The sequence below is a fragment of the Microbacterium sp. genome, assembly GCF_047605725.1.
In the GTDB taxonomy this organism is placed as follows: Bacteria; Actinomycetota; Actinomycetes; order Actinomycetales; family Microbacteriaceae; genus Microbacterium.
This window is the reverse complement of record NZ_JASGFE010000055.1, coordinates 1-20,946: the sequence shown is the minus strand read 5'-3', so window position 1 is coordinate 20,946 and position 20,946 is coordinate 1. Positions and strand designations below refer to the sequence as shown.

The window sequence follows — 20,946 nt, the reverse complement described above, 5'->3', positions numbered from 1 at the left end:
GTCAAGGCAACGACGCCCACCCCGCCACGCAAACCTGACGCATCCTGCCGCGCCCGGCCCGTCACGCGACCATACGCGCCAAGTCAAGGCAACGACGCCCACCCCGCCACGCAAACCTGACGCATCCTGCCGCGCCCCCGTCGGCGGGCGTGGGTAACCTGGGCACATGAGTGCGCGTGGCGGAGCTGGGCGCGCCGGCGCACGCGGGAGACGGCCCGCCCGCAAGACCGGAGCGCCCCAGCGCGACAAGGCGCCCCAACGCGAGAAGGCGCCCCCGCACCCCGGGACGAGACCCGCCAAGACCCGGCCCCGCGACAGCGCTCCCGAGAACTCCGCCACGACACCCTTCCGCCTCGGGGCCATCCCGGGCGCCACCCCTGGCACCTGGATCGACCGCTGGCACGAGCGGATGCCGCAGGTCGAGCTCCAGCTCATCCCCCTCGCGACGGCCGACCAGCGGCGGGCGCTGGTCGAACGCTCCGTCGACGCCGCGCTCGTGCGGCTTCCCCTCGACCGCGACGGACTGCATGCCATCGCGCTCTACGACGAGGTGCCCGTGGTCGTGTGCGCGTCGGACTCGCACCTGACCGCCGCCGACGAACTCACGCTCGCCGACCTGGCCGGCGAGCTCGTCATCACGCCGCGCGACGACGTGCTGGCCGTGCAGGTCGCCGGCGCGGTCGCGCCCGCGTTCGAGCAGCCCGCCACGACCGAGGAGGCCGTCGCCACCGTCGCGACCGGCGTCGGCGTCGTGGTCGTGCCGATGTCGCTGGCCCGCCTGCACCACCGCCGCGACACCGCGGTACGACCGCTGGCCGACGGACCGGTCTCGACCGTCGCTCTCGCGTGGCCGATCGAGGCGACCACACCGCTCGTGGAGACCTTCGTCGGGATCGTCCGCGGCCGGACGGCGAACTCGTCCCGGTCCGCGTAGGCCCGCAGCGGCGGCCGGAGACACAGCCTGAGCAGCGGCCAGAGACGCAGCGGCGACCGGAAACACGGACTGAGTCACCGCCGGAGACAGAGAGGGGCCGGTGGCCCCCAGTACCACCGGCCCGGGTGATCGTTACCACCCTCTGTTCCCGCCTCCGGGACGAGTGCTGAACCCCAGTCCTGTCAGCGTCGGTGGCCCCAAGTCACCTGTCGTCCCACCCCTGAAGAGTCAGGCACCGGGCCCTTGATACACGCGCCGCGGAAAAACCTCAGAAGCCCGATCCGTGGCACTGGAACGGCGCCACGATGCCCGTGCGCAGCGCGGCGTCGGCAAGCGCGACGGCCGGCTCCCGCCCGGCCGCAAGGCCCGCGTGCATCGCGCCGAGCAGCTCGCACGCGACGTCGTCCGCGACGATGACGGGGGTCGCCACGACACAGCGCGCCCCCGCGTGCAGCCAGATGCGCGTCATCCCCACAGCCTCCTCGCCCCACCGCACCGAGGAGCGTCCGCCCTCGCACGCCGACAGGACGACCGTGTGCGGCACCCGCGGCATCCGATCGATGTCGTAGCCGAACAGCGTCCCGTCCGACATCTCCAGACCGGAGAACATCGGGTTGTCGACGGCGTGGCGCCCGTGCGCGGCGACATGCAGCACGTCGACCTCACCGGCGAGCGCGGCGACGTCGTCGACGGATGCCTCGTGGAGCACGCGCGTCTGCGCCGTCGAGCCGTGCGCCCACGCGGTCGCCGCCGCGTCGACCTCCTCGGCGCCGCGGGCCACGCGCGGCCCGACCGCGAAGCCGACCGAACGAAAGGCAACGGCATCCGTCTCGTGCGCACGCAGCCACCGCGTCGCCGAGGCCGCGACCGTGAACGGACGCCCCGCCATCGCGGGGAGCATCGCCCACGGGATGCCGTTGAGCACCCCCGGCGCGGTCACCACGATCCGGCGGTCGCCGGTGACGGCCACGACGTCGTCGAGGAGCGCGGTCGACAGGGCGGCGAGCCGATCGCCGAGCGACCGGCCGACGGCCTGCGCAAGCGGACCGCTGCGGACGGATGCCGCCATGTCGAGGTCGGCGCGCAGTCCGGGCATGGCGCGGCGCACCGCCGGCCACCGGTCGAGGGCGACGACGCGGGCGGTCGCGTCGGTGACGACGAGCACGACCAGTTCCGACCCGGTGAACACGTACGACACGAACGCCGTGCCGGTCCCGAGACCTGCGCGCAGCTCGGCGAGGGTCGCGCGCACCTGGAAGGCGGTCGCGCCGGTTGCCGACCACTGCCGTTCCCGGGCGCGCCGGCGGATCTGCGCGGCCCGCGGGTTCGCTCGCCAGTCGGCGCCGTCGGCGCGGAGCATGCGCAGCTCGGCGAGGTCGGCGGCCAGGTCGGGGTCGGGCGAAGGGCGGAGCGGAACGACCTGCTGGCTCAGGTGCCGGGCGCGCTCCGACCATTCGAACAGCACGTCGGGTCGCCGCGACCGGGCGGCCGAGCTCAGGCCGGCGAAGATGAGTCCGTCGCCGTGCATCGCGATCGAGGTCTGCAGGTCGATGCTGCCGAAGGAGTCCTGCCACCGGCCCAGGATGTCGAGCCCCTCGGCCGCGTGGCGGCGGGCGCGGGCCTCGCGACCCGCGGCGAGCGCACGGGCCGCGCGCACCTCGTGGGCGAGCAGGCGCACGTCCATCGCGGCACCGGCGGGCACCCGCAGCGGCGCCGGGGTGCGGTCTTTGCCGCTGCGGGCGCGCCACAGCTCGTACGTCATGCGCAGGCCGATCGCCTCGGTGCGCAGGCCCTGGGCCACGAGGGCGGCGACGACGTCCTCGACCTCGTGCGGGCGCGGCGGGCGCACCGGTGCCGGGTTGCGCCCGCTCTCCAGGCGCGGGAACGACACGTCGCCGAGCTCCGCACGCAGGCGCACCGCGTCGGCGCGCGCAGCCCCCGCGTCGTTGCCGACGCCGCGGAAGCGCCGCGCGGCCGCGGCCGCGACCCGCCGTGCACGCGCGGGCTCGTGCGTGAGCAGAGAACGCGCGAGCTGCAGTTCGGCTTCGGCACGGGATGCCGGCATCCGATGCGCACCGAACACGGATGCCGTCCGCTCCAGGATCCGCTCCGCCTCGGTCGCGAGTCCCGCCTCGCGCAGCACCTCGGCGCGGTCCACGTCGGCCACGGCGCCCACGACGGCGGAACCCGGCAGCGCCGCGCGGGCCTCGGCCATCTGCGTGAGGGCCTGCACGAGGTCGCCGCGCAGCAGCTGGATGTACGCACGATTGTGCTGCGCCTGGCCTTCGTCGGCGGTGAGACCGTGGCGCGAGAAGGTGTCCGCGGCCACCTCCAGGTCGGCCGCGGCCTCGTCGAGCCGACGCAGCTGGAGGCTCACGACGCTGCGGTTCATGCGCAGGCGGGCCGCGGCGACGTCATCGCCGTCGAGCTCGTGGATCGCGTGCCCGAGGCTGGTGTGGGCCTCGTCGAGCCGCCCGCCGAGCATCGCCAGCGTGCCGAGCTGGCCGAGAAGGACCGCGCGGGTATGCGGGCGAAGCCCCTGCTGGGCGAGCGCCTCGCGGCACAGCTGCTCGGCCTCTCCGGAGCGGCCGGCGTGCTGGAGCACGACGGCCCGCGTGCCGGCGACGCGCGCACGCAGGTCGGGGTCGTCGGTGCCCGCCCAGGCCCGATCGAGCGTGCGGGTGGCCATCGCGTACCGGCCGTGGATGCACAGCTCCACCGCGCGGCGATGCAGCTCTTCGGGACTGTTCGCCACGCCCCCATCATCCCGCATCCGCGCCGCCGGTGCCCGCCGGCCGCTGCGCATAACTCAGGCAGAACGCACGCCACGCGCCCCGAACAGCCTCCTGCCGCACGAATTGCCTGAGTTATGCGCGCCCGGCGCGCCAGCCCGGCCGGCCTCGCCGGCCCGGTTCGCCGCCGGCTACGCGGCGGGCGGCGACCAGGCGTGGATGAGTGCCTTGGCGGCCTCCTGCAGCAGGCCGACGCGCTCGTCGAGGTCGACCGTGTCGCCGCTCATGAGCGGTGCGACCAGCGCCGCCGCGAGGGAGGCCGACACGAACGGCGCCGCGAACGACGTCCCGCTCCACAGGGCGAACCCGCCGGTGAAGTCGTCGGGGTCGATCGTCTCGCGCCGCATGCCGTACTCGTCGCTGCGCACCGAGGCCTGGGCGCCCCCGTTGAACGCGGGGATCGTACTCAGCACGGAGCTTCCCGGTGCGTACAGGTGCACCCAGTCGCCGATGTTGCTGTAGAGCGCGACCGACGCCCGGTTGGGGTTCAGCGCCCCGACCGCCAGGTGCGGCGCGCCGTCGACCGGGTCGTCGACCGGGTTCTCCGAGCCCGGCCAGTTCCACAGCGCCGCCGGGTACGAGGGGCGGTCGGTCGCGTCGTTGCCCGCCGAGCACACGACCGCACACCCGTAGCGGCGCGCGGTGGCCAGCAGCTCGCTCAGCGTGTCGTTGAACAGGCCGTCCTCGGGGGTCTCGTGGTAGTAGCCGAGCGACAGGTTGATGACGTCGATCGGTCGGCCGCCGTCGGCCGGGTCGGCCACCGCCCACCGCACGAGCGTGCGCACGGCGAGCATGAAATCGCCCTCCAGCACGGTCCCCTGACTGTCGGCCACGCGGACGGCGACGATCTCGGCGTCGGGGCACACCTGGCGCACGATGCCGGAGATGAACGTGCCGTGACCGGCCGAGTCGTCCAGCGCCCCGTCGAAGGGGCCCGCCACATCGCCGTCCACCTCCGGGTCGGTCGCCCGATCGTGCAGTCCGATCGGCTTGCCGTCGAACATCGGCGCGCGGGTGACGATGCCGTCCGGGAGCCACGGGTGCGCGCCGCAGCCGGTGTCGAGCACCGCGACGGTCGGGCGGCGCCCGCCCGCAGCGACCACGCGCTCGCGGGGGGCAGGTCCCACGTAATCGACGGCTTGACGACCTCCGCTGCCGGGCACCGCGTAGGCGAACACCGGGTTGGTGCTCGTGAACGGATTCGTGCTGGTGAACGGGTTCGTGCTGGTGAACGGATTCGTGCTCGTGAACGGATTCGTGCTCGTGAACGGGTTCGTACTGGTGAACGGGTCGAGCGTCAGCACGTGGTCGAGGCTCACCCCGGGCAGCTCCTTGCCGCCGCGCGCGCGGGCGCGCTGCAGCAGCCGCCACGCGTCGATGGGCGGCACGGGCTGGTCGTCGCGGTCGTCCTTCGGGTCGGGCACGATCGCGACGCGGTGGATCGTCGGCAGATCGAGCTCCTCGCGCGCACGACGGATCCGGGCGGATGCCTCGGCCAGCTCCAGCGGCGTGCCGTCGAGGTTCTGCAGCCGCACGCCCCAGCCGAAGTCGGCCGCGGCCTCGCCGAGCCGGGCGAGCATGGCCTCCAGCGCCTCGTCGGCGGCGGAGATGAGCAGATGGTCGGTGGCGTACTGGGTCGGGTAGGCGGTGACGCCGGCCACCGGCTCGCTCTTCGGGTCGAGGGGCACGCCGCGGGCGCGCGCAGCATCGTAGCGCGCACGCCAGGTCGGGGTCCGGGAGGAGTCCTGCGGGGGAAGGTCGGTCATTTCTCTCCTCGTCACCGCCGCTCACGCGGCATCGATGTCACGGTCGCGTGGGGGATCGCGACCGCGCATCCTGTCCGGGTCACACCTCGAACAGGGGCGTCTGGAACTCGCGGATGCCGTCGCCCGAACGCACCGCGAGACGCAGGCGCGAGATGCCGGGGCGGGCGTCGTCGAACGCGAACCGGCCGTTGTCGCCGATCTCCGCAGCGGCCTCGTGGTCGTCGTGCAGGAGCTTGACGGCCAGCACCGGGGCATCCGCCCAGCCGTCGATGCGGCGCGTGCCGTTCTCGTTGGCCGACACGTGCAGCAGCACGCTCGTCGTCCCGTCGCTGAACTGCACCGTCAGCGTCTCGGCGTCGCTGCGCACCGCCTGCAGGCTCCCCTCCACGAGGGTCAGCAGCGCGTACTCGCGCGTGAGGTCCTCCACCGCGATCGTGGCCACCATGCGGTCGACAAGGTCGACCGGCATCGGGTCCACCGTCTCCCACACCGACCTCAGCCGGGCGAACAGCGCGGCATCCACCACGTGCTCATCGTTCGTGCTCATCGTTCTCTCCCCCATCCGGCCCCCTCCAGGAGGCTCCGAAGCTTGACCAGACAGCGTTGCCGCGTCGGGCCGATCGACCCCACCGGCATGGCGAGGTCGGTGGCGATGCGGGCGTAGTCCGGGCGCTCGTCGAACGCGACGATGCGCAGCAGCCGCTGGCATCGCGCGTCGAGCTTGCGCACCGACGCCCACAGGTGGCTGTCGCGCTCCGAGAGCTGCGCGACGTGCTCTGCCGACTCCCCGATCGGCAGGTGCGCCTCGAGCACCTCGTTGTCGGTCGGGTTCGCGCGACGCTGTCCCCGACCCGAACGCCACGCCTCGCGGCGCGCGCACGTCATGAGCCATCCGGCGACGGCCCGCTCGTCGGTGATCGACTCGTGCCTGCGCACGAGCGTCACCCATGTCGTCTGCACGACGTCCTCGGCGAGCGCATGGTCGATGCCGTACGCGCGCACGACGTGCCACAGCACCGGGGTCATGAGACGGACGAGCTCGTCCATCGCCCGGGCGTCTCCGCCGCGCCACTGTACGAACGCCTCGGTCGCGCGCTCCCAGCGACCGGGCCCATCGTCCCGGTCGTCGTCGGAACGGGTGTCCGCCGGGTCGATCGCCGTCACGGTTCCTATTCTGGCCACACGGACAAGAGGCGGCTAGGGCGCTGCTGATACAGAGTGTGTGGAACTCGTCTCACGGGCCCGCCGGCCGTGTGACACGACCGGCTCGACCTGGTCCGGAGCCCCGCCTAGAATCGGCGCCATGGCTTCGCTCGTCTACGTCTGCGTGCGCCCGCAGCAGGGCGCGGCGGCCGCCGAGTACGAGTCGTTCCGCACCGCGGCGCACCTGGAGCCGGGCGAGCTGGAGCAGTGGGACCTCGTGCGCGCGCCGCTGCCCGACGACGCGTTCGAGCGGTGGCGCGGGTTCATGGTGGGCGGGAGCCCGTTCAACGTCACCGACCCCGAGTCGACCAAGACCGACGTGCAGCGCCGCATCGAGATCGAGCTCGCCCGCATCGCGCGGAGCGCGGCCACCGCCGAGACCGCGGCGCTGTTCACGTGCTTCGGCATCGGCGTGGTCACGCGCGCCCTCGGCGGCAGCGTGACGCGCGGGTACCCGGAGGACACCGGGCCCTCGACCGTCTCCCTCACCGACGCGGGGCGCCGCGACCCGCTGTTCGGCGGCCTCGCGCCCGCCTTCACGGTGCTCACCGCGCACAAGGAGGGGTCGGCCGCTGCTCCGCGGGGGGCGGCGCTGCTGGCGACGAACGCCGGATGCCCGGTGCAGGCCTACCGCGTCGGCGACCGGCTCTACGCGACCCAGTTCCATCCCGAGCCCACGACGCGCGCGTTCACCGAGCGCATGGCCGTGTACCGCGATGACGGCTACTTCGCGGCGAGCGACTATGAGCGCATCGCGGGCGAGGTGCTCGCGGCATCCGTCACCGAGCCCAACCGCATCCTGCGCGCGTTCGCCCGCGCCTTCTGACCCGCGCGGGCCCGCCCGCCCCCCACCTACGCGGGCTCCGCCGCCCTGCGCGCCGGTCCCCGCCCGCTGCGCGCCGCCGGCTAGCCACCCCCCGTCTCACGAAGTTCGGAGAATCGCGCGAGGTTCGGACGATTCCGGCCAAATCCTCCGAAGTTCGCGCAAGACTCCGAACTTCGTGCGGGCCCGAGACCGGGTCGAGACCGAGACGGTGCAGGATGCCGGCACCCCGACCCCGCGCAGGGCGCCGAGCCCCGCGCCCCGGGCCCCGGCCGCCCCCGGCCCCGCCCCGGGCCCCGGCGCCTACCCCGCGGGCCCGACCACCACGGCCGCATCGGGCGGAACGACCATGGTCTCCGCGCCCGCCGCCGGCTCGGCCGTCGCGAGCCAGACCTCGTCGCCGGGCCGGCGCTCGACCTCCCACGGCGCCGCGGACAGGTTGACGAGCACTCGCGCCGCCCCGCGCCCGAGCGCGTACACGCGGCCGCCCGGCGCCTCGAACGCCTCGGCCGACAGCGCCGCGAGGTCGGGATCGGTCAGCTCCGGCCGCTCCCGCCGCAGGCGCGCGAGCCGGCGGTACAGGTCCAGCAGCCGTGCGTGCTCCGGCGCATCGACCTCGGCCCAGTCGAGCTTCGAGCGGGCGAACGTCGCCGGGTCGCTCGGGTCGGGCACCACCGCCGGGTCCCACCCCAGCTGGGCGAACTCGGCGATGCGCCCGGCGGCCGTGGCCTCGGCGAGCGCATCGTCGAGCCCCGACACGAAGAACTGCCAGGGCGTGGTCGCACCCCACTCCTCGCCCTGGAAGAGCATCGGCGTTCCCGGTGCGGTGAGGGTCAGCACCGCCGCGACCGCGAGCCGGTCGGCCGACAGGGTGGCCGAGAGCCGGTCGCCGGTGGCGCGATTGCCGACCTGGTCGTGGTCCTGCGCGTAGGTGACCAGCCGCCACGCCGGCACCTCGACCGGCAGCGGCGCGCCGTGGTCGCGCCCTCGGAACGACGAGTAGGTCCCGTCGTGGAAGAATCCGCGCGTCCAGACCTTCGGCAGGGCGTCGAGGGCGGCGAAGTCCGCGTAGTACCCGGTGGTCTCACCGGTGAGGGCCACGTGCACCGCGTGGTGCCAGTCGTCCGACCACTGCGCCGTCAGCCCGTGGCCGCCGGCCTCGCGCGGCAGCACCATGACCGCATCGTTCAGGTCGCTCTCCGCGATGAGGGTGAGCGGGCGCCCGACGTGGGCGCTGACCGCGTCGGATGCCGCGGCGATCTCGGTGAGGATGTGCACAGGGCTCTCGCCCGACTCGCGCAGCGCGTGCACCGCGTCGAGCCGCAGCCCGTCGACGTGGAAGTCCTCGAACCACATGCGCACGTTGTCGAGGATGTACGCGCGCACGGCGGGCTCGTCGAGGTTCACGCTCGCCCCCCACGTGTTGCCCTCGCCCTCGCGCAGGTACGGACCGAACTCCGGCAGGTAGTTGCCGACCGAGCCGAGGTGGTTGTAGACGACGTCCTGCACGACCGCGAGCCCCATGCCGTGCGCGGCATCTACGAACCGGCAGTAGCCCTCCGGCCCGCCGTAGGCCTCGTGCACGGCGTACCAGAGCACGCCGTCGTACCCCCAGTTCCACTCCCCGTTGAACGCGCCCACCGGCAGCAGCTCGACGTGCGTGACGCCGAGCGCGACCAGGTGCGGAAACATGCCGATAGCGGCATCCAGAGTTCCTTCGGGTGTGAAGGTGCCGACATGCAGCTCGTAGACGAGCCCGCCGGCGAGCTGGCGCCCGGTCCACGCGGCATCCGTCCAGCCGAACCTCGACGGGTCGTCGACGACGGATGCCTCGTGCACGCCCCGCGGCTGCCTCCGCGACCGCGGATCGGGCCGCACCTGCTCGCCGTCGCCGAGCACGAAGCCGTACTCGTCGCCGTGCGCGAGCGCGATGTGAGCCGCCCACCAGCCGTCCTCGGCCCGGGCCAGCTCCACGTCGGCGTGTCCCGGCCGACGCAGGCGCACACGCTGCGCGCGCGGCGCCCACACCTCGACCGCACGCCCCGGCCGGCCGGTCACTCCGGGCCCCCCGCCGGGCCCAACAGCGCCACCGGATAGATCGACAGGAGGTCGGCCAGCGGCACCTGAGAGCCGCGGAAGCGCCGCCCGGTGAGCACGTCCACGGTCTCGCCGCTGTGGCGCAGGAGCAGCGTGTCTCCCCACCCGCCGCGGGCGGCAAGGCCCGCCGGCAGACGCGTGGTCACCGCGAGCGCCCCGCCGCGGTCGAACGCGATCGCGTGCTCGGCGGCGGCGCCCACGACTGTCATGGGCGTGTACCGCGTGAACAGGTCGGGCCGGTCGCGGCGCAGGCGCAGCGCGCGCGAGGTCACGAGCAGCTTGGCCGCCCCCGAGGCGTCGACCGGCGGCATCCAGCCCCCGTCGATGCGCGCGAGCAGAGACCGGCGCGCGTCGAAGTCGACCGGCCGGCGACTGTCCGGGTCGACGAGCGACGTCTCCCACATCTCCGAGCCCTGGTACACGTCGGGGATGCCGGGACCGGTGAGCTGGAGGAGCTTCGCCGACAGCGAGTTCGACCAGCCGAGACCGGCGATCTCGGCGACGAAGGCCTCGACGAGGCCGCGCGCCGGGCCGAAGGCGGCGTCGACCACCTCGTGCACGCGGTGCTCGAACTCGGCATCGGGATGCGACCAGCCGGTGAGGTCGTCGGCCTCCCGAGCCGCCTTCTCGGCGTACGCGTGCAGCCGGTCGGGCGTGAGCGGCCACGAGCCCACGACGGCCTGCCAGAGCAGGTTGTCGAACGGGCCGTGCCCGCTGGAGGCGACCGCACGCAGCTCGCCGAGCACCTCGATCCAGCGACCGGGCACCTCGGCGAGCACCGCGAGACGTGCGCGCACGTCCTCTCCGCGCTTGGTGTCGTGCGTCGACAGCGCCGTCATCGCGTGCGGCCACCGCGCCTGCCGCGCGGTGAAGGCGTCGTGCAGGCCCGCCACGTCGAGCGAGAACACCGAGGGATCGCCGCCCACCTCGGTGAGCGACCCGAGACGCGTGTAGCGGTAGAAGGCGGTGTCCTCGACGCCCTTGGCCATGACGGGGCCGGTGGTCTGCATGAACCGGCGGGACAGCTCCGTGCCCGGCTCGGCCAGGAGCGGAGCCAGGGCGAGGATGGCCCCGGCCAGGTCGGGCCGGTGCTCGGTCGCCTCGGCGACGGCCTGGTCGAGGTACTCGGCTCCCGCCGGAAGGTAGGCCCGGTAGACCGGGAAGCACGTGAGGAGCTCGGCGAGCCCGTCGCGGGCGACGTCGTCGCCGAGCACCTCGCGCACGTCGGCGGGCAGGCACCGCACGAGCCGCGCCACCTCGGGCGCCTGCACGGAGTCGGCGGTCATGCGCTTTGCGGCATGGATGAGGTCGGCATAGCCCACCTCCTCGCCGCGCAGCACGGTGTCCAGCGCCCCGAGGGCGGCGGCGCCGCCGGGCGCGATGAGCACGCGGTCGATCTCGGCCATCGCGTCGTAGCCGGTGGTGCCGTCGGTCTCCCACCAGGCCGGCAGCGTCTCGCCGTGCTCGAGGATCTTCTCCACGACGACGTAGGCGCCCCCGGTCGCCTCCGCCAGCCGCTCCAGGTACCCGCCGGGGTCGGCCAGGCCGTCCGGGTGATCGATGCGCAGCCCGTCGGCGAGCCCCTCGCGCAGCCACCGCACGATCTCGGCGTGGGTCTGGGCGAACACCTCGGGCACCTCCACGCGCACGCCGGCCAGGCTCGTGACCGCGAAGAAACGGCGGAAGTTCAGCACGGATGCCTCGTCCCGCCAGTACCGCAACCGCCAGTGCTGTCGCGCGAAGACCTCGCGCACGGCATCCGGGTCGTCGGTCCGTTCGGCGGGTGCCGTGCCGACCGCCAGCGGCAGCGTCAGCTCGTAGTAGCGCGCGACGCCGCCGTGGACGGGATGCGGCTCGACCGACAGCTCGCGCCGGGCGAGGACCTCGTCGAGATCGGCCCCCAGCAGCGGCAGCTGCACGGTGCCGTCGCCGAACTCCCAGTCGATGTCGAAGGCCACCGCGTGCGCGGAGGCGCGCCCGCGGTGGAGCACGTCCCACCACCACGGGTTCTCCTCGGGGCGCGCGATGCCCTGGTGGTTGGGCACGATGTCGACGAGGATGCCCAGGCCATGGGCGCGCGCCGCCGCTGCGAACCGGCGCAGCCCCTCCGGGCCGCCACGCGCGTCGTCCACGCGCGTCGGGTCCACGACGTCGTAGCCGTGGTCGGAGCCGCTGGTGGCCTGCAGGATCGGAGACAGGTAGGCCCACGAGACGCCGAGGTCGCGGAGGTAGCCGGTGACCTCGGCCGCGGCATCCAGGTCGAATGCCTGACGGATCTGCAGTCGGTAGGTGGAGACGGGGTGGTCCGCCATCGGTGCTCTCCTCACGTGCTCAGTCGGGCGGATCGGTCACCGCGGGCGCCTGGATCTGGTCGATCGGCTGGGTCAGGGCGGCCAGCGACGCCGCGACGGAGTGGTCGATGTCGGGCGCAGGCGGCTCGTACTCGACCAGCAGCACGAGCGACTTCGCCGCGACGGCGAGCGCGTCGCCGCCGTCCAGTGGCGCGCCGCCGGTGTGCGCGGCGCTGGTGTCGATCAGCACCTCCCACCGCGGGCTGTACTCGGCTGCCGGGATGGTGAACACGACCGCGTCGTCGCCGGCGTTGAACAGCACGATGAAGTGACGGTCGGAGATGCGCCGCCCGCGCCGGTCGCGCTCGCGGATTCCATTCCCGTTGAGGAATACACCGATCGCGCGACCGAAGCCGGAGTCCCAGTCGTCCGGACGCATCGCCGTGCCGTCGGGGCGCAGCCACACGAGGTCGGGCACCGGCTCGCCCTCCGCCCGCACGACGGGGCGTCCGTCGAAGAAGCGGCTGCGCCGGAAGGTCGGATGCTCGCGGCGCAGCCGGGACAGCGCCGCCGTGAACTCGATGAGGGGCCGGTCCGCGGCATCCCAGTGCACCCAGGTCAGCTCGTTGTCCTGTGCGTAGCCGTTGTTGTTGCCGCGCTGAGTGCGGCCCAGCTCGTCGCCGTGCGAGATCATCGGCACACCCTCGCTCAGCAGCAGCGTCGCGAGGAAGTTGCGCTGCTGGCGGGCGCGCAGGGTCTGGATGGCGGGGTCGTCGGTGGGTCCCTCCACGCCGAGGTTGTAGGAGCGGTTGTGCGACTCGCCGTCGTTTCCGCCCTCGCCGTTGGCCTCGTTGTGCTTCTCGTTGTACGAGACGAGGTCGCGGAGGGTGAAGCCGTCGTGCGCGGTGACGAAGTTGATGGATGCCACCGGCCGCCGCCCGGAGTGCTCGTACAGGTCGGCGGAGCCGGTCAGCCGCGAGGCGAACTCGCCGAGCGTCGCCGGCTCGCCGCGCCAGAAGTCACGCACCGTGTCGCGGTACTTGCCGTTCCACTCCGTCCACTGCGGCGGGAAGTTGCCCACCTGGTAGCCCCCGGGCCCGATGTCCCACGGCTCGGCGATGAGCTTGACCTGCGAGACCACCGGGTCCTGCTGCACGAGCTCGAAGAACGTCGCGAGGCGATCGACCTCGTAGAACTCGCGCGCGAGGGTCGCCGCGAGATCGAAGCGGAACCCGTCGACGTGCATCTCGAGCACCCAGTAGCGCAGCGAGTCCATGATCAGCTGCAGCGTGTGCGGATTCCCTGCGTTCAGGCTGTTGCCGGTGCCGGTGTAATCGGTGTAGTAGCGCCGGTCGCGGGCTTCGAGCCGGTAGTACGCGGCGTTGTCGATGCCCTTCATCGACAGCGTGGGGCCGAGGTGGTTGCCCTCGGCGGTGTGGTTGTAGACGACGTCGAGGATGACCTCGATGCCGACGGCGTGCATCGTGCGCACCATGTTCTTGAACTCCTGCACCTGGTGCCCTCCGGCGCAGGAGGCGGCGTAGGTGTTCTGCGGAGCGAAGAACGCGATGGTGTTGTATCCCCAGTAGTTCGACAGTCCCTTCTCCTGCAGGGTGGAGTCGTCGACGAACTGGTGCACCGGCATGAGCTCGAGCGCGGTGACGCCGAGCTTGGTGAGGTGGTCGATGATCGCGGGGTGGGCGAGAGCGCTGTAGGTGCCGCGGATCTCCTCGGGGATCTCGGGATGCAGCTTGGTGAGGCCCTTCACGTGGGCCTCGTAGATGAGCGTGCCCGCGTAGGGCGTGCGGGGACGCCGATCGCCCGCCCAGTCGAAGAACGGGTTGACCACGACGCCTTTCATCATGTGCGCGGCGGAGTCGTCGTCGTTGCGCGAGTCGGGCGCGCCGAAGTCGTACCCGAAGACCGGCTGGCCCCACCGGATCTGCCCGTCGACGGCCTTGGCGTACGGGTCGAGCAGCAGCTTGTTCGGGTTGAACCGCAGGCCCTTCCGCGGGTCGTGGGGCCCGTGGACGCGATAGCCGTAGCGCTGCCCGGGCTGCACGCTCGGGAGGTACGCGTGCCACACGTAGGCGTCGACGTCGCGCAGCTCGACGCGCGTCTCGGCGCCGTCGTCGTCGAACAGGCACAGCTCGACCCGGTCTGCTCCCTCGCTGAAGAGGGCGAAGTTCGTGCCGCTGCCGTCGAAGGATGCGCCGAGCGGGTAGGCGGACCCCGGCCAGACCTGCATGTGGACCTCCCCTGCGACGTGCCTAACCCTACTTGCTCGGGCTTCGAGCCTGCCGGGAGCCCCTCCTTCACCCACCCCCTTGCACCACCCCCGCACCCACCCCCCTGCACTGTTGGCGACACCTTCCTGCTTCAGCCCGTACGAATATGTGGCGCCATCGCAGGGAACTGGCGCCGACACCGTGTGCGCAACGGCACCCGCGCAGAATGGTGTCGCCAACCGAGCGCGCGGGCGTGGGAGCTCGTACGGCCGCACCCTCCCTCACAGCGACAGCTGGTCGTCGAGGTAGTCCACCAGCGGCCGCGGCGCGGCGGTCGGGCTCCAGCGCACGTGCGCGACGCCGTCCACGAGCGAGAGCGGGCCGGATGCCTCGCCCCTGGCCACGGCATCCGGCTCGAGGCGCGTCCAGCCGAGGTGGACGACCTGCCCCTCGGCGAACCCGCCGCGGAAGGCCGCGGCGGCGAGCTCCGCGCGCTCGCGCTGGGACTGGGCCGGGTAGCCGCGGCGCACCTCCTCGCGCGCGCGGAGGATCTCGCCGGTGGCCAGCACCTCGTCGTCGGTGAGGAGCAGCACCCCGATGTGCCACGCCTCGCCGACCGGGACGATGCGCGGCGCACGACCGACGCCCAGCACCCGTCGCGGCAGCACGAGCTCGCCGAGCGCCTCGCGGGGCCGCCCGGCCAGGCGCCGCCGCGCCCGCGCGAACAGCTCGTCGACCCTCCCGTGCCCGCCCACGAGCTCCATCCTGCCCTGCTGCTCGCCTCGGATCGGCGGGGAGTTGTTCATAACTCAGGCAGAACACGTGGCAGAGCCCCTCCAGACCCGGCGAACCGGCGAATTGCCTGAGTTATGCGCACATGAGAGCCGAGGCCCGGGGCTCGCGGGGCCGGGGCCCGTCGGGCTCAGCCGCGCGCCGCGGCGAGCTCCTCGGGCCACGGCGGGTTGGCGCCGGGCCGCGAAACGGCGACGCGCGCCGATGCCAGGGCCGTCTGCAGCACCGTCGCCAGGTCGAAGTCCTCCCCGCCACGGATCGCGGAGGAAGAGCCGGTCGTCGCGACCCCGTGCAGCAAGCCCGACATGAACGCGTCGCCGGCGCCGATGGTGTCCGCGACGACGACGGGCGCCGCGGGCAGGGCGAGCTCGGTCGTGCCGGTGCGGGCCAGGCACCCGTCCGGGCCGCGCGTCACGACGGCGACCGAGGCGCCCGCCGCGAGCAGCCGATCGAGCACGTCGGCGGGGTCGACCCCCGGGTAGAGCCACTCGGCGTCCTCGTCGCTCAGCTTGACGATGTGGGCGGATGCCGTCAGCTCCTCCACGCGGCCCAGTACCTCGTCGCGGGCGCCCATGATCCCGGGCCGCACGTTCGGGTCGAACGAGACGAGCACCCCGCCCGCGCGGGCCTCGCGCAGCGCTGCGGCCACGACCTCGGCGCCAGAGGGCAGGATCGCCCCGATCGAGCCGGTGTGCAGCAGGTCGAGGCCGGCCGTGGGCGGCGCCGGCGGCTGCCAGCGCAGCTCGAACTCGTACGAGGCGCGACCCTCGTCGTCGAGGGTCGCGCGCGCCACCGAGGTCGCGCCCGCCATGACCGAGCCCGCCACGAGCCGCACGCCCGCGGCAGCGACGTGCTCGGCCACGAGTGTGCCGTAGCCGTCCACGCCCAGGTCGGTCGCGAACTCGACGTCGTGGCCGAGGCGCGCGAGCCCGACCGCGACGTTCATGGGCGACCCGCCCGGCAGCGCCCGGCCGTCGGGCAGCACGTCGACGAGCGCCTCGCCGATCACCCCGGCCCTCACGACGACACCCCGATACGACTCGACTCAACGCCCATGGACCCGACCTCCGACTCGACGACCTCGACGATGATCACGATTGTGCCGCATTCGCCCCGACGGCCGTCAGATCCACGATGCTCAGCGACTCCACCAGCGCGGGGCCGCGCAGGGGCTCGATGGTCATCGCGTCGGCCCCCGGCTCGGTGTAGACCAGCTCGGTCACGACGGTCGTGCCGTCGTCGGCGAAGACCTCGATCGACGAGCGGTCCAGCACGATCCGCAGGTCGACGCGGTGGTCGCCGGTCAGCGGCGCCACCTCCACGCTCGCGAGCGACGGATGCCACTGCCCCGACGCCTGCGTGCGGTCGACCATGAGCACGCCCCGCTCGACGCGGATCACGACGCCGTCCTGTCCCGCCTCGCCGTGCCGGATGCGCGCGGCGAACCCCTCGGCCCGTTCGAAGCGCACCGACAGCTCGACCAGTGCGGCCTCGGGGAGTGCGGCGGGCACGAGCCACGGCGTGTCCAGCTCGATGTCGGCGAAAGCCTCTGCGGCGGGGAGCGCGGCCGGGAGCCTCGGCTCCTGACGCAGACGCAACGTGCCGTCGAGGCCGCGGGTGAGGCTCAGTCGCCGCGGGATCGTCATGGCCCCGCGGCTGGGCACCGCCGGCGTGACGCGCGCATAGTCCCAGTTGCTCATCCACGCGATCAGGGTGCGCTCGTCGTCGGGCAGACCCGAGTAGGTCACCCCGGCGTAGCAGTCGCGGCCGTGGTCGAGCCAGCGGGCGTCGTGATCGGATGCCGGTTCGGCATCGCAGTGGAACCGCGTGCCGTCGAAGGTCCCGATGAAGTACTGGGTCGCCGAGCCGCCCGCCTTGCCGCCGGGGTACAGGCTCACCAGCAGCACCCAGTGCACGTCGTTCGGGTCGCCGTCCACGGCCAGCGGGAACAGGTCGGGGCACTCCCATACGCCGCCCACCGCCGCGGCCGGGCCGAAGGTGGACAGCAGGCGCCACGAGATGAGGTCGTCCGAGCGGTAGAGCACGACCTGACGGTCGGCGGCCTCGACGGCCACCATCACCCAGTACTGGTCGTCGCCGCCGGTCCAGCGGAAGACCTTGGGGTCGCGGAACTCCAGCGAGTCGCGGTCGAGCACCGGGTTGTGCGCGTACGTCTGCCACGTGCGGCCGCCGTCGGTGCTGTAGGCCAGCGACTGCCGCTGGAGGCGGCTGGGACGCGCGGCGCTCGTGTAGATCGCGACGATGGGCGCCTCGCCGGGGGCGCCCAGTCCGCTCGTGTTGTCGGTGTCGACCACGGCCGACCCGGAGTAGATCTCCTCGTCGTCGCGACAGGGGATGGCCACGCCGTGCTCGGTCCAGCGCAGGAGGTCGGTGCTGGTCGCGTGTCCCCAGCTCATGTGGGCGTGCTCGGCGCCGAACGGGTTGTACTGGAAGAACAGGTGGTACACCCCGTCGACGTGCACCAGACCGTTGGGGTCGTTCATCCAGTTCTGCGCCGGCGCGAAATGGACGTGCGGCAGGGCGAGTGTCGTGGTGGCATCCACTGTCGGTCACGGCTCCTCTGAACGGGGCGGGCGGCACGGCGGCCTGGTCGTGGTACCGATCATGTCACGGGAGGGCCGTAACCTCACACGTGTCAGGCGTGGATGCCTGTGCCGGTCGGAGAGGATCTGACATAGTGAGGTTGCGGCCGATGCCGCCAGGAACCACACGATAGGACGTGATAGCCGTGGGAACCACGGTCTTCGAACGCCGGCCGGCCCCGGTCTCGGTCGTGCGGCACAGCCTCTCCGCGACGCGCCAGAGCGTGTTCTGGCTCGACGGGCTCGAGCGGCCGCGGCATCCGACGCTCACCGGGGAGGTCACCGCAGACCTCGTCGTGGTCGGCGGCGGCTACACCGGCCTGTGGACGGCGCTGCGCGCCAAGGAGCGCGACCCGCACCGGAGCGTGATCCTGGTCGAAGCGCGCACGATCGGGTGGGCGGCATCCGGACGCAACGGCGGATTCTGCGAGGCGAGCCTCACCCACGGCGAGGAGAACGGGGCGAACCGCTGGCCGGACGAGCTCGAGCAGCTCGAACGGCTCGGGCGGGCCAACCTCGACGCCATCGGCGAGACGGTCGACCGCTATGAGCTCGATGCCGAGTTCGAGCGCACCGGCCAGCTCGCGGTGGCCGTCGAGCCGCACCAGCTGGACTGGATCGCCGGCGAGGAAGGCTTTCTCGACGCCGATGCCGTCCGCGCCCAGGTCGGCTCCCCCACCTATCTCGGCGGGCTGTGGTCGCGTGACGACTGCGCGCTGGTGCACCCCGCCAAGCTCGCCGTCGAGCTCGCCCGCGTCGCGGTCGACCTCGGGGTGGAGATCTACGAGCACTCGCCGGTGCGCGCACTGGGCGACGGGCCGGTCGTGCGCACCGAGCACGGCACGGTGCGTGCGCAGCAGGTCGCGCTCGCGACGAACGCCTTCCCGTCGCTGCTGCGACGCAACCGCCTCATGACGGTGCCCGTCTACGACTACGTGCTCATGACCGAGCCGCTCACCGACCAGCAATGGGCCGAGATCGGCTGGGCCGAGCGGCAGGGGCTCGCCGACCTCGCGAACCAGTTCCATTACTACCGGCGCAGTGCCGACGGACGCATTCTGTTCGGGGGCTACGACGCCGTGTACCACTACGGCGGCCGCATCCGCGCCGGCTACGAGAATCGGCCGGAGTCGTTCGAGCGGCTCGCGAGCCACTTCTTCACGACGTTCCCGCAGTTGGAGGGGCTGCAGTTCACGCACAAGTGGGCCGGGGCGATCGACACGTGCTCGCGCTTCTGCGCCTTCTACGGCACCGCGCGCAAGGGGGCGGTCGCGTACGCCCTGGGATTCACGGGGCTCGGTGTCGGGGCATCCCGCTTCGCCGCCGACGTCATGCTCGACCTGCTCTCGGGCGAGGACACCGAGCGCACGGAGCTGGCCATGGTGCGCGAGCGGCCGATCCCGTTCCCACCCGAGCCGGCCGCCTCGATGGGCGTGGCGGCGACGCGGTGGGCGATGGACCGGGCCGACCACGACGGCGGCCGGCGCAACCTGCTGCTGAAGACCCTCGACGCCGTCGGCATGGGCTTCGACTCGTAACCGGATGCCGCGGCGCCCCGCGGCATCCCCGCGCCCCGCTGCGCCGCCGCTGCGCCTCGCCTCGCCCCGACGTCCCGCTTACATGGCCGAACGCCCCGATCTGGCCACACAGGTCGCCGCCGCGGCGATTCGCCCTGTAAGCGGGACGTCCGCCCCGCCCCAGCCCGCAAACCTGGCGCATCCCGACGCCCACCGGCGCCACCGCGACCATACGCGCAAACCCAGCAAACCCCGCGACCCTCACCTCACCCCGCGCCCCGCCCCGCCGTCCCGCTTACATGGCCGAACGCGCTGATCGGGCTGCGCAGGCCGCCGCCGCGGCGATTCGCCCTGTAAGCAGGACGTCCGCCCCGCCCCAGCCCGCAGACTTGGCCCACCCTGCCGCCCACCGGCGCCACCGCGACCATACGCGCCAACCCAGCGGACGCCGAACCCACCACACCCCGCAAACCTGGCGCATCCTGCCGCCCACCGGCGCCACCGCGACCATACGCGCCAACCCAGCGGACGCCGCACCCCGCCAAACCCCGCCACGCCCCGCGCCGGATCCCCCAGTCATGGTGCGATGATGATCGTCGGGGCTGGCGCCATCGCGGGGCCCGGGAAGGTGGGCGATGTCCGGCACGCGGCAGAGCCGTCGACGCACGGGCGGCATGAGCGCGAGGGCGCGCGGCACGGCGCTGGCCGGTGCCGTACTGCTGGTCGCGCTCATCGTCGCAGCGGTCATCGTGCTCCCGCGCTGGGTGGGCCGGTCGGCGTTGCCTGCACCCGCGCCGTCGGCCTCGCCCACGGCATCCGTCACGCCCTCTGCCGAGCCGACCCCCGAGCCGGACGACGCCGCGCATCGGCTCCTCGCCACGACCGACGACCCGCGGGCGTGCGCCATCTCGTTCAGCGGCGACGACATCGCGGACGAGCCCGTGCTGCGCACCCAGGGGCTCCTCTACGACGAGCTGCCGATCCCGCACCGGGAGGGCTCGGTCTTCGCGGGCTGGTACGACACTCCGGAGGATGCCGCGGCGCTGGCCATCCCGGGGCGCATCAACGGCTCCAAGGAGGTCGCGTGCACCGACCGGCTCCGCACCGTCTACGCGGCGTGGACCACGCCCGAGGCCGACGCGGCCGAGAACGCCGAGGTCCCGATCCTCATGTACCACCAGTTCACGACCAAGCCGGAGGGCGAGGACAACTGGCTGCGCGGCAACTACGTCTACATCGGCGACTGGGAGGCGCACCTGCACTACATCGCCGAGCAGGGGTTCTACCTGCCGACCTGGGACGAGCTCAGCGCGTACATCGACGGCGACCTGTTTCTGCCCCGGCATTCGGTCATCGTCACCGACGACGATGCCGATTCGTCGTGGCTGGAGCTGGCCGTGCCGATCGTGGAGAAGGAGAAGGTGCTCACGACGTCGTTCGTCATCACGATCAACGGCGCCGGCCCCGACCTCACCCCGTACGTGCTCAAGCGCTCGCACACGCACGACATGCACTCCGCGGGCGAGAACGGCCAGGGCCGCATCGTGAACTGGTCGCTCGAGCAGATCGTTGCGGACCTGGAGACCTCCGCGCAGGTGCTCGGCGGCGTGAAGGAGGTCGTCGCGTACCCGTACGGGCACTACAACGACACCGCGAAGCAGGGCGTGGCGGATGCCGGCTTCGACATGGCCCGCACCATCGAGCAGGGCTACGTGTCGATCGGCAGCGACAAGCTCGCGCTCCCCTGCATCCGCATCAACTACGGCATGACGGTGCAGGATCTCGCCGCCCTGATCGGCTGATCTCCCGGCCCCCCGCCGGCCCCGCCCGGCCCCGCCGGCCCCGCCCGGTCCCCGCCGGCCCCGCCCGGCGCCGCCCGGCCCCCACCCCCTATCCCCCG

At 73.0% G+C, this 20,946-nt stretch carries 14 protein-coding genes; 4 read left to right on the top strand and 10 right to left on the bottom strand.

Features of this window, described 5'->3' with window-relative positions; genetic code table 11:
• The first annotated feature begins 166 nt into the window (after window positions 1-166).
• Window positions 167-934, top strand: coding sequence for a LysR substrate-binding domain-containing protein (locus QM641_RS11070; protein ID WP_415116424.1), 768 nt, complete (start codon window positions 167-169; stop codon window positions 932-934).
• Window positions 935-1,202: 268 nt separating this feature from the next.
• Here the strand turns inward: QM641_RS11070 and QM641_RS11065 are convergent, their stop codons facing one another.
• From QM641_RS11065 to QM641_RS11050, 4 genes are all read right to left on the bottom strand, one after another.
• The gene (locus QM641_RS11065) at window positions 1,203-3,689 is read right to left on the bottom strand and encodes a CHAT domain-containing protein (RefSeq protein ID WP_415116422.1); all 2,487 of its coding nucleotides are present in this window, start codon (window positions 3,687-3,689) and stop codon (window positions 1,203-1,205) included.
• Window positions 3,690-3,857: 168 nt separating this feature from the next.
• The gene (locus tag QM641_RS11060; protein WP_415116420.1) at window positions 3,858-5,492 is read right to left on the bottom strand and encodes a S8 family peptidase; all 1,635 of its coding nucleotides are present in this window, start codon (window positions 5,490-5,492) and stop codon (window positions 3,858-3,860) included.
• Between the two features lie 79 nt (window positions 5,493-5,571).
• Entirely contained in the window at window positions 5,572-6,039 is a 468-nt protein-coding gene (locus QM641_RS11055; RefSeq protein WP_415116418.1) for a hypothetical protein, read from the bottom strand.
• Window positions 6,036-6,656, bottom strand: coding sequence for an RNA polymerase sigma factor (locus QM641_RS11050; protein ID WP_415116416.1), 621 nt, complete (start codon window positions 6,654-6,656; stop codon window positions 6,036-6,038). The genes QM641_RS11055 and QM641_RS11050 overlap by 4 nt, the downstream gene beginning before the upstream one ends.
• 139 nt (window positions 6,657-6,795) lie before the next feature.
• Between QM641_RS11050 and QM641_RS11045 the strand changes: the two genes are divergently transcribed.
• Entirely contained in the window at window positions 6,796-7,521 is a 726-nt protein-coding gene (locus tag QM641_RS11045) for a glutamine amidotransferase-related protein (RefSeq protein ID WP_415116414.1), read from the top strand.
• Between the two features lie 300 nt (window positions 7,522-7,821).
• On the opposite strand, the gene treZ is transcribed toward QM641_RS11045, so the two are convergent.
• From treZ to QM641_RS11015, 6 genes are all read right to left on the bottom strand, one after another.
• A complete protein-coding gene (gene treZ, locus QM641_RS11040; RefSeq protein ID WP_415116412.1) occupies window positions 7,822-9,576 on the bottom strand; it encodes a malto-oligosyltrehalose trehalohydrolase in 1,755 nt (584 codons plus the stop codon).
• Window positions 9,573-11,927 carry a malto-oligosyltrehalose synthase gene (gene treY, locus QM641_RS11035; protein ID WP_415116410.1) on the bottom strand — a complete coding sequence of 785 codons (2,355 nt, stop codon included), beginning with the start codon at window positions 11,925-11,927 and terminating at the stop codon, window positions 9,573-9,575. Before treY ends, treZ begins: the two co-directional genes overlap by 4 nt.
• A gap of 19 nt (window positions 11,928-11,946) precedes the next feature.
• Window positions 11,947-14,154, bottom strand: coding sequence for a glycogen debranching protein GlgX (gene glgX / locus QM641_RS11030; protein WP_415116408.1), 2,208 nt, complete (start codon window positions 14,152-14,154; stop codon window positions 11,947-11,949).
• A 261-nt stretch (window positions 14,155-14,415) separates the two neighbouring features.
• Entirely contained in the window at window positions 14,416-14,940 is a 525-nt protein-coding gene (locus QM641_RS11025) for a glutaminase (RefSeq protein WP_415116406.1), read from the bottom strand.
• Between the two features lie 116 nt (window positions 14,941-15,056).
• Entirely contained in the window at window positions 15,057-15,947 is an 891-nt protein-coding gene (locus tag QM641_RS11020; RefSeq protein WP_415116404.1) for a carbohydrate kinase family protein, read from the bottom strand.
• 70 nt (window positions 15,948-16,017) lie between these two features.
• The gene (locus QM641_RS11015) at window positions 16,018-17,490 is read right to left on the bottom strand and encodes a glycoside hydrolase family 32 protein (protein ID WP_415116402.1); all 1,473 of its coding nucleotides are present in this window, start codon (window positions 17,488-17,490) and stop codon (window positions 16,018-16,020) included.
• 185 nt (window positions 17,491-17,675) lie between these two features.
• Here QM641_RS11015 and QM641_RS11010 point away from each other — a divergent pair, with 185 nt between their 5' ends.
• Together QM641_RS11010 and QM641_RS11005 are read left to right on the top strand one after the other, a co-directional pair.
• Window positions 17,676-19,067 (top strand): NAD(P)/FAD-dependent oxidoreductase, encoded by a 1,392-nt coding sequence (locus QM641_RS11010; RefSeq protein WP_415116400.1) that lies wholly within the window; start codon window positions 17,676-17,678, stop codon window positions 19,065-19,067.
• A 614-nt stretch (window positions 19,068-19,681) separates the two neighbouring features.
• Window positions 19,682-20,848 (top strand): polysaccharide deacetylase family protein, encoded by a 1,167-nt coding sequence (locus tag QM641_RS11005; RefSeq protein WP_415116398.1) that lies wholly within the window; start codon window positions 19,682-19,684, stop codon window positions 20,846-20,848.
• Window positions 20,849-20,946 lie beyond the last annotated feature (98 nt).

Coding starts and splice junctions, on each gene's coding strand:
- QM641_RS11070 (WP_415116424.1), top strand. CDS start 167: ATGAGTGCGCGTGGCGGAGCTGGGCGCGCCGGCGCACGCGGGAGACGG.
- QM641_RS11060 (WP_415116420.1), bottom strand. CDS start 5,492: ATGACCGACCTTCCCCCGCAGGACTCCTCCCGGACCCCGACCTGGCGT.
- QM641_RS11055 (WP_415116418.1), bottom strand. CDS start 6,039: ATGAGCACGAACGATGAGCACGTGGTGGATGCCGCGCTGTTCGCCCGG.
- QM641_RS11045 (WP_415116414.1), top strand. CDS start 6,796: ATGGCTTCGCTCGTCTACGTCTGCGTGCGCCCGCAGCAGGGCGCGGCG.
- treY (WP_415116410.1), bottom strand. CDS start 11,927: ATGGCGGACCACCCCGTCTCCACCTACCGACTGCAGATCCGTCAGGCA.
- glgX (WP_415116408.1), bottom strand. CDS start 14,154: ATGCAGGTCTGGCCGGGGTCCGCCTACCCGCTCGGCGCATCCTTCGAC.
- QM641_RS11025 (WP_415116406.1), bottom strand. CDS start 14,940: ATGAACAACTCCCCGCCGATCCGAGGCGAGCAGCAGGGCAGGATGGAG.
- QM641_RS11005 (WP_415116398.1), top strand. CDS start 19,682: ATGTCCGGCACGCGGCAGAGCCGTCGACGCACGGGCGGCATGAGCGCG.